16 protein-coding genes are annotated in these 19,472 nt (G+C 38.6%); 8 read left to right on the top strand and 8 right to left on the bottom strand.

All coding sequences use genetic code 11. The annotated features are described in order from the left end of the window. The first annotated feature begins 85 nt into the window (after window positions 1-85). Window positions 86-460, top strand: a complete 375-nt coding sequence (locus VIH09_RS06845) for a BlaI/MecI/CopY family transcriptional regulator (RefSeq protein WP_331579226.1) — start codon at window positions 86-88, stop codon at window positions 458-460. Further along, the gene (locus tag VIH09_RS06840; protein ID WP_331579224.1) at window positions 457-1,899 is read left to right on the top strand and encodes a M56 family metallopeptidase; all 1,443 of its coding nucleotides are present in this window, start codon (window positions 457-459) and stop codon (window positions 1,897-1,899) included. Before VIH09_RS06845 ends, VIH09_RS06840 begins: the two co-directional genes overlap by 4 nt. Window positions 1,900-1,970: 71 nt before the next feature. Here VIH09_RS06840 and VIH09_RS06835 read toward each other — a convergent pair whose 3' ends face one another. Further along, window positions 1,971-3,341, bottom strand: a complete 1,371-nt coding sequence (locus VIH09_RS06835) for a saccharopine dehydrogenase family protein (RefSeq protein ID WP_331579223.1) — start codon at window positions 3,339-3,341, stop codon at window positions 1,971-1,973. A gap of 203 nt (window positions 3,342-3,544) precedes the next feature. Here VIH09_RS06835 and VIH09_RS06830 point away from each other — a divergent pair, with 203 nt between their 5' ends. The 3 genes from VIH09_RS06830 (at window position 3,545) to VIH09_RS06820 (ending at window position 6,866) form a co-directional block, all read left to right on the top strand. Beyond that, a complete protein-coding gene (locus tag VIH09_RS06830) occupies window positions 3,545-3,928 on the top strand; it encodes a DUF423 domain-containing protein (RefSeq protein WP_331579222.1) in 384 nt (127 codons plus the stop codon). A gap of 83 nt (window positions 3,929-4,011) precedes the next feature. Then, window positions 4,012-5,613: a phosphoenolpyruvate carboxykinase (ATP) gene (gene pckA, locus VIH09_RS06825; RefSeq protein ID WP_331579221.1), complete on the top strand. Its 1,602-nt coding sequence runs from the start codon at window positions 4,012-4,014 to the stop codon at window positions 5,611-5,613. Window positions 5,614-5,765: 152 nt separating this feature from the next. Continuing rightward, window positions 5,766-6,866 (top strand): DUF4407 domain-containing protein, encoded by a 1,101-nt coding sequence (locus VIH09_RS06820; protein ID WP_331579219.1) that lies wholly within the window; start codon window positions 5,766-5,768, stop codon window positions 6,864-6,866. Between the two features lie 90 nt (window positions 6,867-6,956). Here VIH09_RS06820 and VIH09_RS06815 read toward each other — a convergent pair whose 3' ends face one another. The 5 genes from VIH09_RS06815 to ruvC all read right to left on the bottom strand — a co-directional run bounded on the left by VIH09_RS06815 (window position 6,957) and on the right by ruvC (window position 10,746). After that, window positions 6,957-7,667 carry a PH domain-containing protein gene (locus tag VIH09_RS06815; RefSeq protein ID WP_331579217.1) on the bottom strand — a complete coding sequence of 237 codons (711 nt, stop codon included), beginning with the start codon at window positions 7,665-7,667 and terminating at the stop codon, window positions 6,957-6,959. 86 nt (window positions 7,668-7,753) lie between these two features. After that, entirely contained in the window at window positions 7,754-8,119 is a 366-nt protein-coding gene (locus tag VIH09_RS06810; RefSeq protein ID WP_331579215.1) for an MmcQ/YjbR family DNA-binding protein, read from the bottom strand. An 18-nt stretch (window positions 8,120-8,137) separates the two neighbouring features. Next, window positions 8,138-8,905: a cyclase family protein gene (locus VIH09_RS06805; protein WP_331579213.1), complete on the bottom strand. Its 768-nt coding sequence runs from the start codon at window positions 8,903-8,905 to the stop codon at window positions 8,138-8,140. Window positions 8,906-8,992: 87 nt separating this feature from the next. Then, the gene (hemW, locus tag VIH09_RS06800) at window positions 8,993-10,126 is read right to left on the bottom strand and encodes a radical SAM family heme chaperone HemW (protein WP_331579211.1); all 1,134 of its coding nucleotides are present in this window, start codon (window positions 10,124-10,126) and stop codon (window positions 8,993-8,995) included. Window positions 10,127-10,191: 65 nt separating this feature from the next. Then, window positions 10,192-10,746 carry a crossover junction endodeoxyribonuclease RuvC gene (gene ruvC / locus VIH09_RS06795; RefSeq protein ID WP_331579209.1) on the bottom strand — a complete coding sequence of 185 codons (555 nt, stop codon included), beginning with the start codon at window positions 10,744-10,746 and terminating at the stop codon, window positions 10,192-10,194. Between the two features lie 164 nt (window positions 10,747-10,910). On the opposite strand from ruvC, the gene VIH09_RS06790 reads away from it, so the two are divergent. Next, window positions 10,911-11,891, top strand: coding sequence for a hypothetical protein (locus VIH09_RS06790; protein ID WP_331579207.1), 981 nt, complete (start codon window positions 10,911-10,913; stop codon window positions 11,889-11,891). 3 nt (window positions 11,892-11,894) lie between these two features. Continuing rightward, window positions 11,895-12,983 (top strand): glycosyltransferase family 2 protein, encoded by a 1,089-nt coding sequence (locus VIH09_RS06785; RefSeq protein ID WP_331579205.1) that lies wholly within the window; start codon window positions 11,895-11,897, stop codon window positions 12,981-12,983. A gap of 99 nt (window positions 12,984-13,082) precedes the next feature. On the opposite strand, the gene VIH09_RS06780 is transcribed toward VIH09_RS06785, so the two are convergent. Next, window positions 13,083-13,559, bottom strand: a complete 477-nt coding sequence (locus VIH09_RS06780) for a hypothetical protein (RefSeq protein WP_331579203.1) — start codon at window positions 13,557-13,559, stop codon at window positions 13,083-13,085. A 172-nt stretch (window positions 13,560-13,731) separates the two neighbouring features. On the opposite strand from VIH09_RS06780, the gene VIH09_RS06775 reads away from it, so the two are divergent. Then, window positions 13,732-14,232 carry a DUF456 domain-containing protein gene (locus VIH09_RS06775; RefSeq protein ID WP_331579201.1) on the top strand — a complete coding sequence of 167 codons (501 nt, stop codon included), beginning with the start codon at window positions 13,732-13,734 and terminating at the stop codon, window positions 14,230-14,232. 499 nt (window positions 14,233-14,731) lie between these two features. On the opposite strand, the gene VIH09_RS06770 is transcribed toward VIH09_RS06775, so the two are convergent. Beyond that, window positions 14,732-19,441 carry a choice-of-anchor D domain-containing protein gene (locus tag VIH09_RS06770; RefSeq protein WP_331579199.1) on the bottom strand — a complete coding sequence of 1,570 codons (4,710 nt, stop codon included), beginning with the start codon at window positions 19,439-19,441 and terminating at the stop codon, window positions 14,732-14,734. Window positions 19,442-19,472 lie beyond the last annotated feature (31 nt).

Here is a 19,472-nt window from a genome sequence, read left to right as displayed (position 1 = left end):
AGATAGATAATAATAAATGAAGGTAAATACCAACCGCATTTGAAATTCATGCTAATAAAAACAAGACCTAAAAAAATCAAATAAAATGCAACAATTAACTAAGGCCGAAGAACAACTAATGGAACATCTTTGGACACTAGAGAAAGCTTTTATGAAAGATTTACTGGAAGCTTTCCCAGAACCAAAACCAAAAACAACTACGGTTGCCACTTTATTAAAAAGAATGATGGACAAAGATTTTGTGGCTTACAATGAGTTTGGAAATTCCAGGGAATACTATCCGTTGGTAAAAAAAACCGACTATTTCTCTAAACACGTAAACGGCCTAATCACCAATTTTTTCAACAATTCGGCCTCGCAATTTGCTTCCTTCTTCACGACCGAAACGAACTTATCGTCATCGGAATTGGAAGATCTCAAAAAAATTATAGATAGCGAACTTCAAAAAAAGAAACAATGATAGACTTCATAATCAAATCGACGCTTTCCTTGGCCGTGTTATTGGCCGTGTACCATCTCCTTTTGGAAAAAGAAAAAATGCATCAGTTCAATCGATTTTACCTGTTGTTTAGCCTAGTCTTTTCATTCGGTATTCCGTTTACAACAATCGAAGTGATACGGGAATCGGCAAGTCCCTTTATGGGGAAAACTTCGATAAAGCCAGGCGAAGCAACGATGGCAATTATAGAAGACTCTGTGAGTTACTGGATTATTTCTCTTTGGGCTATATATGCCATCGTAACTTCGGCACTTGTGATCCGCTTTGTCAGAAACATTCGAAAATTAACCTCCAGAATAAAATCAAATCCAGTCATTGACTACAAAAACTCAAAACTGGTGTTGCTTAAAGAGAAAACACTTCCACATACTTTTTTGGACGCTATATTCATCAACGAAACGGACTACCACAATAGAAAAATTGAGGCAGAATTATATACTCATGAATTAATTCACGTAACTCAAAAACACACGCTTGACATTTTGTTTATTGAAATTCTCAAACTGCTATTTTGGTTTAGCCCCATTTTTATTTTTTATAAAAAAGCGATACAACTCAACCACGAATTCCTTGCAGACGAGAAGGTCGTGAAATCCTATAACAATGTTCCGTTTTACCAGAATCTGCTATTATCAGTGGCAAACGCGAACTCTAGCTATTACTTGGCCAGTAATTTGAACTATTCGATAACTAAAAAAAGATTAATTATGATGACAAAAACCACATCCGCATCAAGATCCATGTTGAAAAAACTGGTATTGATGCCCCTATTTTCAGGAATCGTTTTCCTTTTATGCGTAAAAACTGTCGCTCAGGAAAAGAGAACAGAAACCGCAATCCAATCGACGGCTGTAATGACCGGAATGGAGAAATATTTCGAAAACACCACTTTTAAAATTAAAGACGAGAATGGCAATAATACAGCCGATAAAAAATTCTCTCAACTCACAACTGAAGAAAAGAAAAATATTCCGCCACCTCCTCCACCAGCAACAGCTTCTGCAAATAACAAGCAATTAAATGACATGGCTGTTGGGCCAAAATATGTTGAGTTGACTGTCAATAACAGCAATGAGGATCAGGTGTACAAAGCCGCAGATTTAGAAATAAATCCCACGTTTCCAGGAGGGATGGAAGCTTTCTATAGCTTTGTAGCCGAGAATTTTAAAATTTCGGAAGAAGCTACAAAAACGAAATTGAAAGGAAAAGTATACTTAACATTTATGATAGAAAAAGACGGAAGCCTTTCTGAATTTAGAATCCTTCGCGACATGGGTTATGGAACTGGCGAAGAAGCGGTTCGCGTTTTAAAACTATCCCCAAACTGGATTCCGGGCACAATTGAAAACAAAGCGGTAAGAGTGCAATACAGTTTACCAATTACTATTCAAACAGACTAATGATAGTTCTAAAACAACAAATCCGCTTCCATTTGAGGCGGATTCGTCTTACTACAAAATCTAAAAAAGGGCTAACTAAATTCTTTATCGGGCTTATACCCTAAATACGGCATCGTTTGTTCTTTAAAAACAACGCCATATTCTTCCAATTCTTTCAAGATAGGTAAATACACTTCTTTACGTATGGGCAATTGTACCCCCGGAGTAGTTATCTTCCCGTTTAGTATTTGTAAAGTGGCCATTGCAACCGGCAATCCCACGGTCTTGGCCATCGCAGTATACGTTTGGTCCTCACCAATACAAACCATTTTCGAATCGATTTGCTTCTTTACGCCATCCAATTCGTATCCGAATTTATGGTACATCACGATCATATCTTTATCCTCTGGCTGTAATGTCCAGCTATCGTTTAAAATCTTTTCCAGTATTTGGGCAGGTGTGGCATCTTTTAAAGCTACAATTTTGTTGTCATTGAACAGATCCAACTCTAACAATTTATCCCACATAATATCATCTTGGTCAATTTTGAGAATCAACCGTGTTTTAATTTCCACGGAATCCGTAGGATGGTAAGGCAAGAATGAATTCACGAACTGTCTGTAACTCATATTTTCGGAATCTTCCATAACGTAACTATCGTCAGTCATCCCTAATTGGACAAACATATTCCAGGCTTTTGAAAAACCAACCCGACGAATAGTCCCTCTATATAAGGTCAGTACATTATCCAATCCGTAAACACTTCTATATTTCAAGGAGTCCCTATTCGAATAGGCCTCAAATCTGCCATATCCCTCCACATCGAGAAACTCTGTTCTTCTGAATAAATTACAATAAGGTATATATTTATAAGTTCCCTCTTGAATAAATTTAGCTGCACCGCCCTGTCCCGCCAGCACAACGTTACGAGGAGCCCAAGTGAATTTATAGTTCCACAAATTCGTATCGGATTCAGGCGCTACAAGTCCACCACAAAAGGATTCAAACAAAAGCATTTTTCCACCTTTATCCCTTATTTCGTCAATGACTTTCATGGCACTCATGTGGTCGATACCCGGATCCAAGCCAATCTCATTCATGAAAATCAGATTGTTTTCCTTTACGGCCGCATCCAATTCCTGCATCGCATCACTAACATAGGAAGCGGTCACCAAGCTTTTCTTATAAAGGACACAATCCTTGGCCACTTCGATATGAAGATGCGCAGGCAACATCGAGATAACAATATCCGCTTTTTGGATCGCCTCCGTTCTTTGGGACTTATCAAAAATATCTAAAGCGATTGGGGTTGCATTGGGATGATTGTTTGTTTTTTTTTGCGCCAAGGTCATCGATAAATCACCTATGATAAGGTGCAAATTCTCTTTTTCCGACTTATCCAAAAGATATTGTATCAACGAAGATGCTGATCTGCCTGCACCAATAATTAAAATCGTTCTCATGTTTCAATAAATATAACACAAACATACAAAATTGTTGTATTTATAACAACCGCTCGACGTGAAAATCACAAATATGTTTTCAACATTAATGCCAACAAAAACTACTGGGATTCCTCCCAAAATAAAAAAACAAACTATCTATCGAATTTCTTTCACTTTGGCGCGATATAAAATACTTTTGCAAAGAAAAAATCTCATTAAAAATGGATAAAAAATTAATTTCAACTGGAGCCGTTTTCGGGATGGCAGCAATCATTTTAGGTGCATTTGGCGCACATGCCCTAAAAAAAGTATTGCCTGCTGAACAATTAGTCACTTTTGAAACAGGAGTGCGTTATCAGATGTACCATGCATTTTTTTTAATGTTTGTTGGTATGATCACTGCATTACCTGAAAAAACAAAAAAAACAATCTATTTTTTGGTGCTTTCCGGTGTCAGTTTATTCTCGGGATCCATTTATTTGTTGGCTACCAACAACATCACTTCCTTCGATTTCAGGGTCATCGGTTTTGTCACTCCCATCGGTGGGCTACTGCTAATACTGGCTTGGGGCGTATTGTTTATCAATTTTATTAAGAAAAAATAACAAAATTAAGATAATCAAAACGTATCTAAAATATAAGTTCTACTTTTGCACTCAATAAATTAAACTACACAATACATAATTTTATGAATAATAACACACCGTTTACGCAATCGATTTCGTTGAAAGACATAGGAATTGAAAACGCAAAGATTCATTATCAATTATCAGCCAACGAATTGCACGACATGACCGTAGCGTCAGGTCAAGGAATTGAGATTTCGACTGGAGCTTTAGCCATTAATACTGGAGAATTTACAGGAAGATCTCCTTTAGATCGATTTATCGTAAAAGATAGCCTTACTGAAAAGGAAGTATGGTGGGGAAAAGTAAACCTCCCATTTGAGCCTAAAGCATTTGATGCTTTGTACAAGAAAGTGACCGACTATTTATCGAACAAAGAAATTTTCGTTAGAGACGCTTATGTATGTGCAGACCCTAATTACAGACTAAATGTTCGTGTGGTTACCGAAACCCCTTGGGCAAACTTATTTTGTTTCAATATGTTTTTGAGACCTGAACTGCAAGAACTTGAACATTTCACACCGGAATGGACCTTGATTTGCGTTCCTAGTTTCTTGGCAGACCCCGTAACTGACGGGACTCGTCAAAGCAATTTTGCCATTCTGGATTTCACCAAGAAAGTAGTTCTTATAGGTGGAACCGGATATACGGGTGAGATGAAAAAAGGGATTTTTTCAGCCCTAAACTTTATATTGCCAGTTTTCAAAAACACTTTACCGATGCACTGCAGCGCCAATGTTGGAGATAAAGACGACACGGCCATTTTCTTTGGTTTGTCAGGAACGGGAAAAACAACACTTTCTGCAGACCCGAAAAGAAAATTGATCGGGGATGACGAACACGGTTGGACAAATGAAAACACCGTTTTCAATTTCGAAGGAGGGTGTTACGCTAAAGTGATAAACCTTTCAGAAGAAAACGAACCTGATATTTTCAGAGCCATCAAAAAGGGAGCCATCCTAGAAAATGTTATTTTGAAAAAAGATTCAACTGAAGTCGATTTTGAAGACATTTCAATTACTCCAAATACTAGAGTAAGCTATCCAATATACCACATTGACAATATCCAACCTGGTTCTATCGGGAAAAACCCAAAAAATATATTCTTCCTAACGGCCGATTCTTTTGGAATTTTGCCTCCAATTTCAAGATTGACACCGGGACAAGCAGCCTACCATTTTATATCAGGTTATACGGCCAAAGTCGCTGGAACAGAAGCGGGTGTTACTGAGCCGCAACCTAATTTTTCGGCTTGTTTTGGAGCGCCATTTATGCCGTTACACCCAACCAGATATGCGGAAATGTTGAGCAAGAAAATAAAAGATGCCAACGTAAAGGTATGGCTTATCAATACGGGATGGACTGGTGGTCCCTATGGAACCGGTAGCAGAATGAAACTGAAATATACCCGTGCTATGATTACCGCCGCCCTAAACGGAGAATTGGATGCTGTAGAGTATAAAAATCACGTTGTTTTTGGTATTGCAATACCGCAAACATGTCCTGAAGTTCCTTCAGAGATTCTAAACCCTAGAAACACCTGGAAGGACCAAAATTTATACGATGTTAAAGCGGTTGAGCTGGCAGGAAAATTTAAAGCCAACTTCGCCAAATTTGAAGAATTTGCAAATGCCGAAATTATGGCAGGAGCGCCCCAAGCATAATTTAATTGTTAATTCAAATTAAAAGAGCTGTTCCTTTGGAGCGGCTCTTTTTGCATTAAATAAACCCCTAAACAAAAACGTATCAGCACAATACAACATTATTGGGTTTTTGGCGTTACATTTGCACTCATCAATCAATCAAAAAAATCATCATGTTAAAACAATTTTTTATCCTTTGTTCCGGCGCTGACAAGAAGCTACTGGAAGGTTGTTCCGAAGGGGAGCAAACCAAACATGTAGGCATTGGCGCCACTGTTTTCTTTACGGCAGTGATGGCGTTTATCGCCAGTGCTTATGCCCTATTCACCGTTTTTGACAGCATTTATCCCGCCTTGCTTTTTGGATTGGTATGGAGCCTGCTCATCTTTAATCTGGACCGTTTTATTGTTTCCACTATTCGAAAAAGAGACAAATTCGGAAGTGAGTTTTTACAGGCTACACCCCGAATCATTTTGGCAATTATCATTGCCATAGTTATTTCGAAACCACTGGAAATTAAAATTTTCGAAAAAGAAATCAATACCGTTTTACTGAAAGAGAAAAACGCAATGGCTTTGGAAAACAAAAAAGAAGTCGCCAATTATTTCAAATCGGACCTAGACAAAAACAAGGCCGAAACAGCGAAATTAAAAGCTGACATTACCAAAAAAGAAAAAGAGGTCAATGCCTATTATGAGACCTATATTGCGGAAGCTGAAGGAACTGCCGGCACGAAAAAACTTGGCAAAGGCCCAGTGTTCAAGGAAAAAATCGCTAAGCACGATCTGGCGAAAAAAGAATTGGACACTTTGCAAAAAACCAACTTGGCAAAAATTGCCGCATTAGACAAAACAGCTAAAACGCTTCAAACTGATTTAGATAAAAAAGTAACCGAAACACAGCCTATAATTGATGGTTTTGATGGTCTGATGGCACGAATAAACGCTTTGGATAAGTTGCCGTGGTTGCCTTCCTTCTTTATCATGTTATTGTTTTTAGCCATCGAAACTTCTCCCATCATTGCCAAATTACTTTCCCCGAAAGGTGAATATGATTTCAAACTGGAAGACCTGGAAACTGCCCTAAAAGCTACAATAACGCAAGATAAGTACCAAAGGGAATTGCTAGTGAAGACGAGTGCCGCCATGCATGACAGAGTGTACGAAGACATTGCCCGGGACAATAATCTTTATGACTTGCAGCGCAAAAAAGCAACCGAATTATTAGAGTTACAGGCCCATAATTTTGTCGAAAAGCAAAAACGGACTTTATAGTCCAACTGATAGGAAGCAAAAAGTCATAAAGTCAAAAACGTTTAAGCTGTTTTTGACTTTATGACTTTCTACTTCAAGACATCAAGAATATTACATGTAACTCAAAATCTCTTTTTTGTATGCATCGTATTCTCCTTGCAGAATCAAACCGTTATCAAGCAGTTTTTTGTAATTCTGTAATTTTTCAAAAAGCGCGTCTTGGGACAGTTCACTCAGCAGTTTATCCTTTGGAGTTTCTTGAACCTCATCAATCGATTCAATTTCTGGATAAAATTTGGGTGGTGAAACTGGCATGATTTCAGCAAAATTGCTTACTTCTTCCGCTTCCATCTCCTCAATTTCCTCAGTTGGATCTATGATTTCAAATTGGATTTCCTCAGCCACTACGTTATTAAAAATGGCTCCTGTTTTCAATATATCTATCTGCTCTTTCGCGAATGTATACATCTTTCTCGCCTGCGTTTTTGGAATATAGTCAATAGAAACCTGCATGTCCGTCTTGGTCGAAAATGAAAATACGGACCCCAAAATGTTTTCCTTAACAAAAGCGCCTTCTACATCATCCCATGTATAGTCAGTAAAATCCATGGACAGACCCAGGTTTTTTGGTTGACAAATGATGATTCTTTTATTAGTCATCACAATACTATCCGGAAAAACGGTAAGTGCAGGTTTCTTCTGAACCCCGATATAACCTATTTCTTCATTTTTCATCAGCAAATCATTCAGCTTTGAAGTGATTTTTTCGATGGCTTTAGGATCTTGCTCCTCGTTTAAAAATTTCTTGATCTGTTCTTTCATTTTAAGCTGAATTTATTTCAGATTTGTCTGATATGCTGAGTCATTTCAGCATATAAAAAAATCCCATGCAAAAGTAATACCTAATTTTATGATTCCGCAATATCATTCTGCATTTTCTTAGTTAAACTTTTGTGAACCAACTCATAGGAATGGTCGATGAGTTCCTTTACGAGCGTGTCAAGAACTTCTTTGTTTATGGCAACCGTGTTCCAATGGGTTTTACTCATGTGCCATCCCGGTTTTATATCATAATATTGCGCACGTAATTCCAGTGCGCGTTCCGGGTCGCATTTCAAATTGACCGAGGGCTCGCCTTTTTCCCATTGACTTAGTGAGGATAGAGCAAACATTTTTCCACCCACTTTGAATACCAAGGTATCCTCGTCGAAGGGAAAGTGTTCCGTCACTCCCTTTTTGGAAAGACAATACTCGTAATACATTTCCAGATTCATCTTTTAATTTTAAATTTCTTATTTGCCCTCTATTATGGAGTACAAAACCGGTTTGCTGGGACTGGCATCATTCTCAAAAGAGGCTATTTGCAGATTCAACAGATAACTGCCATCCTTTACATGATCAGCAACATAAATCATTTCTGTTATTGTGGCGTCCATTCGGGCATCGGGATTTAGGTTTTTAACATCAGTCACGTTCCAAAACGCTTTGTGGGCCAAAAGTTTCCCCTCATCCTTTTCCTTATCCACACTTGGCAAGTCGATCAATAAATGTTGAATTCCGCTTTCGCGAATGAAAAGCGCGGCAGCTTCAGACAGAAATGGTGGATTAGTATGTGAGTATTTTTTAGAAAGTTTGCTCGAATCATTTGGTAAGGTCCGAATAATAATGGCCTCGGGTCTTTCGCCATTTAAAGCCTTTTCAATCTGACTTTTGGTGATTACCAAATCTTCGTTTTCAATTTCTGGAGTTACCGAAACCAATTCGGCAATAAAGAAAAACTGTTTCAAGGCTTGGTTCACGCTATAAAAATCATGCGTAATATGGCCCAAGCATTCGGTATGGGTTCCGTGACCGTGAGGGTTGAATTGAATGTTGTTGAAATTAGTGGAAGACATTCCTGATGAAACTTTCCCTACCCATTCATCAAACTTAACGGGCTCAATTACTGGTTTATTAATATACCAAGCTATTGGGTTGGAATCTGTATTGGATAATGGAATCGAAATGTCAATGGGTTTTGATAAATCGACTTGAAATTTATTGTTGATAATTGCTAGCATAATAGAACGCGGATTTTACAGATATTCTAACTCGGATTTTACAACTTTTTTCTGTGTTGCTTGCATCCGTTTTATCTGTGTTGCACTTTATTCCAAATTTAAGTAAAATAAATCCGATGCAATTCCATCCGTCAAAAACTTTCCTTTTTTTGTGGGTTTCAAAACGCCATTTTCGATAAAAAGCAATTCGTCGTTCAGGAATTTCTGGGCTTGCTTCATTAAATAATCCAAATAGGACTGTCCAAACTCACTTTTGATTCTTTCCAAAGAAACTCCCCAAATGGTGCGCAATCCTGTCATGACATATTCATTATAACGATCGGAAAGGGATAGGATTTCAATCTCATTTGGTAGTTTACCCGCATCAATGGATTTAATATACAATGGATTGTTAGCAATATTCCAACTGCGAGAAACACCATCATAACTGTGTGCCGAAGGTCCGATTCCTATATATTTTTTCCCCAGCCAATAGGCCGAATTGTTCTTGGAAAAATAGTTCTGCTTGCCAAAATTAGACAGTTCGTAATGAATAAAGCCATTCGCTTCGAGCGTTTCCACCAGAATCATAAAATGTTCTTGAGCCACTTCGTCATTTGGCTCAGCTATTTTTCCGGTATCAATTAGTTTCTTCAAAGCCGTTTTGGGCTCCACCGTCAAGGCATAACTGGAAATATGTGGAATCCCGAAAGACAAAGCCTTTTCGATATTTTTCTTCCATTTTTCATTGCTCATTCCTGGAACTCCGTAAATCAAATCAATCGAAATGTTGTCAAAATAACGGCTCGCCTCTTCCAAACATTTTTGGGCTTCCGCCGAATTGTGCGCCCTATTCATCATCCGCAAATCATCTTCAAAAAAAGACTGAATTCCGATGCTCAACCTGTTGATTCTGCCTTTCGACAGTTCAAGAATTCTTTCGCTCGACAAGTCATCTGGATTGGCCTCCAGCGTTATTTCGGGATTGTCTATAACCGTATAATTCTCATAAACTGCCGCTATCAGGAAATCAATTTCTTCAGAAGTCAATACGCTCGGCGTTCCTCCCCCAAAATAAATCGTCTCCACGATTTCGTTCTCGGATTCATTTTTGCGCACTTGAATTTCTTTGGCCAAAGCCAAAACCATCTCGTCTTTCTTTTTCATCGAAGTCGAAAAATGAAAGTCGCAGTAATGGCAAGCTTGCTTGCAGAATGGTATGTGTATGTAGATTCCTGACATATATAAGTGGTCAGTAATTAGTCGTCAGAGGTCAGTTCTGAAAACTGAATACTGAACAGTGATCACTATTTTTTAACTCGTTCTTCGTTTTGTTTCACAAAAGCATCCCAACCAGTATAGCTTTTCGTGCCTACCACTTTTCCGGAATTGAAAAAGTGACAAACGGCTGCTGCCAATCCATCTGTACTATCCAGATTTTTGGGTAATTCTTTCAATCCCAACAATTGCTGCAGCATTTTGGCAACCTGCTCTTTGCTGGCGTTTCCGTTTCCGGTAATGGCCATTTTTATTTTTTTGGGTTCATATTCGGTGATGGGAATGTCTCTCGAAAGTCCCGCTGCCATTGCCACGCCCTGCGCTCGACCCAACTTCAGCATCGATTGCACGTTTTTGCCAAAGAAAGGCGCTTCAATAGCGATTTCGTCCGGGTTATGGGTGTCGATCAACTCGATGGTGCGTTCAAAAATGATTTTTAGTTTCTGGTAATGGTTGTCATATTTGGACAATTGCAATTCGTTGAGCTGCAAAAACTCCATTTTTTTGTTTACGATTCTTATCAAACCAAAACCCATTATCGTTGTCCCTGGGTCAATCCCTAATATGATGCGTTCGTTTGCCAAAAGTTTTAGTTTTTTATTACACAAAGATACTCAAAGCTAACAGAGAGTTCCACAAAGATTAATTTGACAGTCGACCAAACAAAAAAACTTTGCGCTGCTTAATAATTTCTCCGTGAATCTTTGTGAAATTGCATTTTCAAGATACTTTTTCTTTTCTTTGCGGTATGATTTCAATTCCACACAAAACTAAACAATTCCTCGTTCTTATAATCAAAGTTTTGATTGTGGCTGGCGCATTTTATTTCATTTACGATCAACTGGCCAATAATGACAAACTGGACTGGGTGCAGTTTATCGCTAAATTCAAAAAGAACCAGTCGGTCTTGGGAATAAGTTTTATCTTACTTTTGAGCGTGTTAAACCGGTATTTCGAGATTTTGAAATGGCAAAACCTTGCTTCCTATCTCAAACCTATTTCCGTGTCTGAAGCCACAAAACAGGTTTTGGCCGCACTGACCGCAGGGATTTTTACCCCAAACGGGGTCGGCGAATATGCCGGAAAAGCATTGTACTATGAAAAATCGGAAACCAAGAAAGTAGTTTTCCTGAACCTGATTTGCAATGGAATCCAAATGGTGCTGACGGTAATCATTGGGATATTTGGTTTGTTGTATTTTAATGCAAAATACAATGTCATCACCACCAAAACGGTCGCGATCCTTTTCGGCATATTAATTTTCACTTCCGTACTATTGTTTTCGGTAAAAAAACTAACAATCAAAGGCTATTCCATCGAGAAACTCATTCACAAGATCAATGAAATTCCCAAGAAAATCCATCAGCGAAATATCCTTTTAGGAGTTTGTCGCTACATTGTTTTTTCGCACCAATATTATTTTCTGTTTCTCGCTTTCGATGTCGATTTGCCTTACTTGACACTGATGTCCGCCGTGACCAGCGTTTATTTCTTGGCATCCTCCTTGCCCACTTTTCAGTTTTTGGACTTTGCCGTAAAAGGGAGTGTTGCCATATTTTTCTTTGGCATTCTGGGCGTAAACGAATGGATTGTTATTTTTGTGTCGACACTGATGTGGTTTTTAAACGTTGTTCTGCCTGTTTTCATCGGCAGCTATTATGTACTTAGTTTTGAAAGACCACTAACCCCGAAGGGAGAACAAGACAACCTAATTAATTCATTCATGTAAACTATGGTCATAATTACTTTTTTGAGCGTTTATCTATTGGTTATTAGCTTACTTATTTATGGTTTTACAAAAATAAAAAACTATGATTCTATTGGCTTAAAGCCAAAGACAGCATTCACCATTATCGTCCCTTTTCGAAACGAAACCGAAAATCTGCCAATTTTATTGGATAGCTTCTCGAAATTGAATTATCCCATGGATTGGATTAATGTGATTCTGGTTGACGATCAATCGAAAGAAAAGTTTCAAATTCCAAGTTTTAAGTTTAAACTTAGCATTATTGACAATATCAGACTTACAAATTCACCTAAGAAAGACGCTATCGTAACCGCAATGAATGTTGTAAACACGGATTGGGTTATCACCACAGATGCTGATTGCATAGTAAAAGCCAATTGGTTATTGACCCTAGATAATTACATCCAGAATCAGAAAGTTTCGATGATTGCCGGCGCGGTAACTTATGATTGCGGCAATTCGTTCCTGCACCAATTCCAACAACTAGATTTGGCGAGCCTACAAGGGGCGACCATCGGAAGTTTTGGATTGGGGAAAGGGTTTATGTGCAATGGCGCCAACTTGGCCTACAGCAAAACCCTTTTTCAGGAGTTGAACGGCTTTGACGGCAATGATAAAATTGCCAGCGGAGACGATGTGTTTTTACTGCAGAAAGCAATAGCGCAATTCCCTGGCAAAGTCCACTATTTAAAATCAAAAAACAACATCGTTTCGACCAAACCTCTGGATGACTGGAAATCGTTGTTTCACCAACGCGTGCGTTGGGCTTCCAAAACGACTTCCTATCAAAGTGGTTTCGGAAAACTGTTGGGTCTTGTTGTCTTAACGGGAAACTTGTGCTGGATATTGACAGTCGGGTTCTGGATATTCGGGCTTACGCCAATCGAATATGTAATTGTTGTATCGCTGCTCAAATTTTCAGTCGACGCCGTTTTGATATTTAAAACGAATGCTTTTCTTGGGCAAAAAACTAGTCATTACATTTTGGGTAGCCTACTCTATCCTTTTTTTAGCGTATCCGTGGGTTTTTATTCCCTGTTTGGAAAATACGAATGGAAAGGGAGACGGTTTTGATGCAAGATTATGAACCTAGCCCTGATAGAAATGAAAATCCTTTTGTGCCGTTGTTCGGCATAAAAGATTGCAATGTATAGCAGGAAATTGCTCCAAAAATCACTCTACTTTAAGGATTACCGGAAGTATAAATTGTGTTTTTACGGGAATCCCCCTTTTGATTGCCGGATTCACCTTTGGGAAATCGATCAGTCTGGCCGTGAGAATACTGTCGATTTTAATGGTATCATAAGCTACCGAATCCTTTGGAAACTGTGGTTCGAATTTCATCTTCGCATTGGGAAAAATGGTGACTTTCACCTCTATCGTATCTAATTCCGGATAAAGCACCGAAAGTGTGTCAATGCTCAATTTATCCTGTATCAGTTCAGTCAGGTATTGAAAAAAACAGTGTTGCCGTTCTGTTTTGTCCTCTACTTTATCGCAATCCACAAATGATGGATATTCGTCAACTTCTTTCCAATTGATCGCTTTCAACTCCTTTTGCAATAATTCCTTTTGTGAAGGCACTTGCTTTTCGAAGTATTGGCATGAATTAAAAAGTAAGAATACTAAAAAAAAGTAATATTGCTTCAATGTCTGGTTTTTGAATTGGTCGTACAGTTTATAAAAATACAATTAATATTTTTGACATTCTTTCTAAAATTACTAATATTAGTAGCTTTCAAAAAAACGCCCGGTTTTTCATTATTTCCATCAAGGAATAATAGGTACTTTTATATTTTGCAAAATTACTTAAAATTATTTTATGGATGTCTTACTTTTAATCATTGGTTTCGTTTGCATGCTGATAGGCATCCTGGGCAGCTTTTTACCCGTCTTGCCTGGCCCAAGCATAAGCTGGGTAGGAATAGCTTTGCTATACTTGACAAAGGCAATTCCTGCAAATTATTGGGTCTTGAGTATTACGTTTGTAATTGTACTTATAATTACTGTCCTTGATTATACTATCCCTGCGCAAGGAACCAAGCGCTTCGGAGGAAGCAAATACGGAATCTGGGGAACCAACATTGGTCTGATTGTTGGCATTCTTGCTCCAATCCCCTTTGGTTTTTTAATAGGACCCTTTTTGGGTGCATTAATTGGCGAGCTACTTTTTGATTCTAAAAACCACGGCCGCGCTTTAAAAGCAGCTTCCGGATCCTTTATAGGATTTTTAGCCTCTACTTTTATACAGTTCTTGATTTGCGTTCTTTATCTGATATTATTTGTGCATTTAGTATGGCAATACAAAACCCAGTTATTTTAATTTCCAAATTACCCAAAATCAACGAAGCCATTCGCCATAAAGTGCTCCCGTCCCAAAAGACGGCATCATTGGTCTAACTACCACACCTGTCATGTCCTGCAAGGTGACCAGAACAACACAACTATTTCAGATTGTTTTGTAGGGCAAAAAAAGGTTGTGGAAATATATTATTTTGCTTAAATAATTTAGGCATTATAATTTTATATAACTAAAATTGCTCATTTATAAGTGTATTAATTTTAACAAAAAGCTTTTTTTGATCCACTCCTTTTACATATCGATGAACTGTTCCTATCGATTGAATTGATACCGATTATATTTTCAATATAGTCCGATGAAAATTGAACTATTTTCATACTATATCGGCATTTTAACACGTTATTTTAGACTAATTCGAAAATACAGATTGTATGATTTCTTTTTTAAGGTGCTTTTTTTATTTTAAATTTGAACCATTAAAAACTGACTGAAAAGACACTTTCTTTTAATTATGTTTTAGTTAAGGAATGATGATTTTTTTGCTAATATCTCCTTTTGAAGTTTTTAGTTTAGTAATATATACCCCTGAACTTAAATTTCCAATTGGAATTTGAATGTTGTTTTGTTCCTGATTTTCTATCTTCCAAGAAGTGACAGATTGACCGTTAACATTGTACAATGTTACTTTTTGAACAGCTACATCTACTAGTCCGTTATTGATTATAAGTAGGTTTGTGTTTTGCAAATGATGAATTTTAATCGAATTATCAACGATGGTTTCCTCTTCAACACCTAGTGTTGCTTTTACAAATCGTAGAGAAAAACGGGATTTATTTAGACCTACAGGCAACTGAACTGCAAAAGCTTGATTTCGAATATCATGATATGCTTCCGTTTCATTATCAAAAATATAAATAGCTTGGTCCGGCTCGAAGTTTTCTAAACCATCAATAACGAAACTTACTTTACCTTCAACTTCTGTTTTTACGCCAATAGGATAGGAAGCCGTTGAGTCAAAAAAGCCTTCGCCTTCAATTACTAATTGGTTTTCACCTTTCAATAAAAACATATCATTGGGGAAATCGTCAAAATTAAGCCCATCATAACCATAATCCATTCCAGATGTCGCTTTTTCGTCCATGAATCCTATCAATACCTGACGGTGATAATTATTACTGGAATTATAACCCAGACGAATTCTTTTGTACGTATCCTTTTCTATAATGTCATTATTATTGTCATTCCAAAATTCATCTTTTTTAGTATTAGTAATAGATTTATACATAACATTCGAAACCCCAACCTCATCTTCTTTATGAAAACCTCTTTGGCTATTTTTATAAATAATAGGGCCTCCTGAACCGATATTCCCATATACAAAAAAGCTTTGTCCCACCGGTATAAATTGATTTGGAATACCTCTGGAGGTAGATCCTAAACCACTTATGAAATCTATCCCAGATGAGGTTGCAGGAACTCCGCCTGTTAAATTTCTTGTGGCATAACCACCTTGGCAATCCCGTAGAATATGCGTGTCGTTAGTTGCGTAATGTTCCCAGAAGTACAAAGTACCATCCATAGAAGTTAAATTGTCATTTATGAACGCATTGGCATCCATTGCAGAAGGGTATGGATTTCCGGTTAGAAGCAATTGGTCGGCGCTAACACTGTTTGAATCAATTGTTCCATTATTTGGTTTCCCTACAAAGGTATAGTTTTGAGTTCCAGATAGTGCACCACTCCCTTTTAGTGTGAACCCTTGCCCAACGCGCAATAAGTCTGTTTCGCTTATTTGAGACCAGTTAGCATACGCGTTTGCAGAATTATCAAATTTATAGATCCAGTATCGCGCTAAACTAATAGGGGAGCTAAGTGCCCCATCATAACCACCAATCCAATTTATGTTTTGTGGTGTTGTAGTAGTTCCATCTTTCATCATACCGGCAACAGTGTAATCCATGTTGTTCGCAATCATATTTATAGGACTCACCGGAGAACTCCAGTAATTGTAATTGTATTTACTGGCCTGTCCTTGCTGATCTCTTCCGATGAAACCGGCACTGGTCACATCCAGGGTGCTTTCAGTGGTTTGTACCAATTGTGATTTTCCAACCAAGTCTATTTTTCCGTCTAGTTTTAGATACCAATCATTTTGTATTTTGGTATCATTATTCATTGCGATATTTATTCCTGGATTTACGATCATCCCTAAATCGATATTATTTGAAGTTTCGGTAATGTCATGCAGTACTTTTACAATAGACCAATCCTGATCCATAATATCTAATCCTCGTATTTCTTTAGTCGGGCTATTTACCGCTGTGGCAAAATTTCCGGTACGTTCCGTTAGGAAAGGCATCGGCGCTTGTTGCACATAAATGTTTTTATGGTTGTAGATTTTCGTTCCGGTAATATCCACGGCAGAGGTGGTCAGGTCGTCAATAATATCGTCTTTGTAAGTATCCATTCGGTAATAGCGCAACAAATTGGCAAACGGCAAAGAGGCAGGCGAGGTGGCAATATTTTTGGGAGCAATTTCACCTTGTATTTCAGAACCATTATTTTTAATTTCCTGATAGACCATTTTTTGTAATTGGGAAGCGTTCAAAGCAAGGTTGAAAACACGTACTTCGTCAATTTTCCCTTTGAAATATTTGCTGTTTGTGCTGGGGTTTTTTCCAAGCGTAAGCAATGATGCATCGGCAGCAATGGCTCCGCTTACGGCATTGGTTGCTACCAAGGCACCGTTCAAATACAGCTTCAAATTGGTCGCGTCATAAGTTGCACCTATGTTGTACCATTGCGAGATATTCAATGCAACAGGATAAGTCAATATCGATCCATTTACAGCAGCCTCAAGAAGCTTACCACTGGTAATTCTTATTTGAAAATTATCTTGCCCCACGACAACTCCATCTGCTGAGAAGGCAGGATTCAAATCAATCCAGGCCATCAGCGAGGCATTGGCCAAGCCTCCCAGAATAGCCGTGCTTTGACCATAATCGTTTCGGCCGTCAAAATCAAGAAACAGTTTGGTATTCAAATCTCTTGGGGATCCAAACTGTGCTGTATTGGTGTCGAAAGAATCTAAAACACCATCTTTATCAATATCTGTTGCACCATCCAGAATACCATCATTATTGGCGTCTATAGTTTTATAGTCATAGATAAGTTTATTATTTGCAATATCGAAAGTTGAACCATTCGATATTAGGTCCAAATAATCAGGGATTCCATCTCCATCAGTATCTTTTAGATAAGTTGTTGCTATTCCTTGTCCTAAATTTCCATATTGATTGGCAGCCGTTCCATAATCAAAAATATCCAATATTCCGTCGCCGAAACCTTCTAAAATAGTGTCTCCATTGGTATCTTTACTCCTGAAAGTTTCAGTTTCAAGTCCGTCACCTGTCCCGTCACCGTTGCTGTCTCCATCGCCATTAAGGTAACCGGCAACGGCGTTTGTATTTCCTGCGCCGGACTCATCTATATCAAAAACACTGTCATTATCACTGTCCAAATCCAAATAATTCGGGACACCGTCACCATCAGAATCCAGGGCCACGTTGGCTTCGGCCGCATCATACATTCCATTGGCATTAGCATCAACCCAGGCGACAGCTATTTTTCCTTTACCAGCGCTCAAATTTCCTAAACCAGCCTCAACTACATCGGGAATACCATCATTATCAGAATCTAAATCAAAAACATCTGCAATGCCATCTCTGTCTTCGTCGCATAAGTTTTGTGTAATCGCGATGTCGTCGATCGCCAAATCATTACCATTACCACCTGGGTTATTGTTGATGAAGACTACCTTGAATGTACTTACATTAAAAGTTAAATTGGCGGTAAATTGATACCAATCTCCGACGGCATTTCCAGCTGTAGTTGGCGCAATATCACCAGTAATTATTGTCTGTAATACCGCGTCGTTAACATCCCTGAATTCTACTTTGATATTTGGTCGTATTCTGGTGCCAATACTAGGGGCGTCTGTCCGGTCCAAGTTGATCACCCAAAAACTATAAGTAACTGGGGTATTTGGTAAAGCTCCGGTTATTAGGGCAGTATAGAAGATTCCCGGTGTTTCGGCAGCGTTGAATATACCCATTCTTCCGTTTGTATCGCCAGCAGTATGATCTAGTCCGTTATACCAATAAGCGGGAGCCCAAGAAGGGGCTGTTGCTTGTACGTCAGAACCCACCGTATATAAGCCGTCAAATAATTCACCAGGACCGCCTTCGTAGGTATAAGTAGTGGTTGCCGAACCGTAGGTAGTATTGATTGTGGTTCTTGTTGTTCCTTCGCCAAAAGTTTCATTTAGAAATTTATAATTTACCTTACTGCCGTTCAAAAGATTACAATAGTTCTCTTCGGAAGTATCCAAAATACCATCATTGTCATCGTCAATATCGACATTGTCAAAAATTCCATCTCCGTCGCTATCAAAAAAGGCGGTAGTTCCTGTTCCTTGAAGGCTAAAATTGTAAGGATTTTTGTTAAGGCCGCTATCGTTATTTACAATCGAAATTGCTGCTGTTTTGATTCCGGTTGCGGTTGGATTGAATGTCACTACAAAAGTAGTGCTTGACCCGGCCGCAACAGACGAACTTGGTGCTGTGGTCACGGTAAAATTGGCGGCATCGGTTCCGGAAAAAGAAATAGCTCCTATGGTTAATACTTGTCCACCGGTATTTTGTATCGTAAAAACCTTTGTGATTGGGGCTGACACTATTTGAGTGGAACCAAAATCAGTTCCATCAGTTAGTGAGGGAGTTGCATCTGCGTCTGCAATTGAAATGGCGTTTCCTTGAATATTAATTGCTTGAGCTGAAATTGGATTTGTAGTGATGACGACTTTACCTTCTGCACCAATACCTCCAAGTCTATCAGAAGGACCGCCTGTAAATCCGCCACAGCCGCCGCCACCATATAAACTCCCAGGGGTGGAGGTAACTGCATTTGTGCCAGCACTTCCTAATGCGCCACCACCGGAATTCCCTCCAGCACCGGATAATGTATTTGTTGCATTCGATCCGGGGTCACCATAAACACTAGAGGTGGTCCCTCCAATGTTTCCGGTCGTAGCACTTGCTCCTCCAATACTATAAGAATTATTGGTAGAGGCCCAAATACCTCCGTTGCCACCCACTGCATTAATTAGCAAAGCACTCGGAGTTGCGGTTAGTGCAAAGGAAGATGGATTGCCATTTTGTCCAGTTCCCATAGTCGCTTCTGTTTCAGTCCCAACTGTAACG

The sequence above is a fragment of the Flavobacterium sp. genome (assembly GCF_036515215.1).
Lineage (GTDB): Bacteria > Bacteroidota > Bacteroidia > Flavobacteriales > Flavobacteriaceae > Flavobacterium.
The sequence above is the reverse complement of the archived record's forward strand: the minus strand, read 5'-3'. Positions and strand labels throughout refer to the sequence as shown.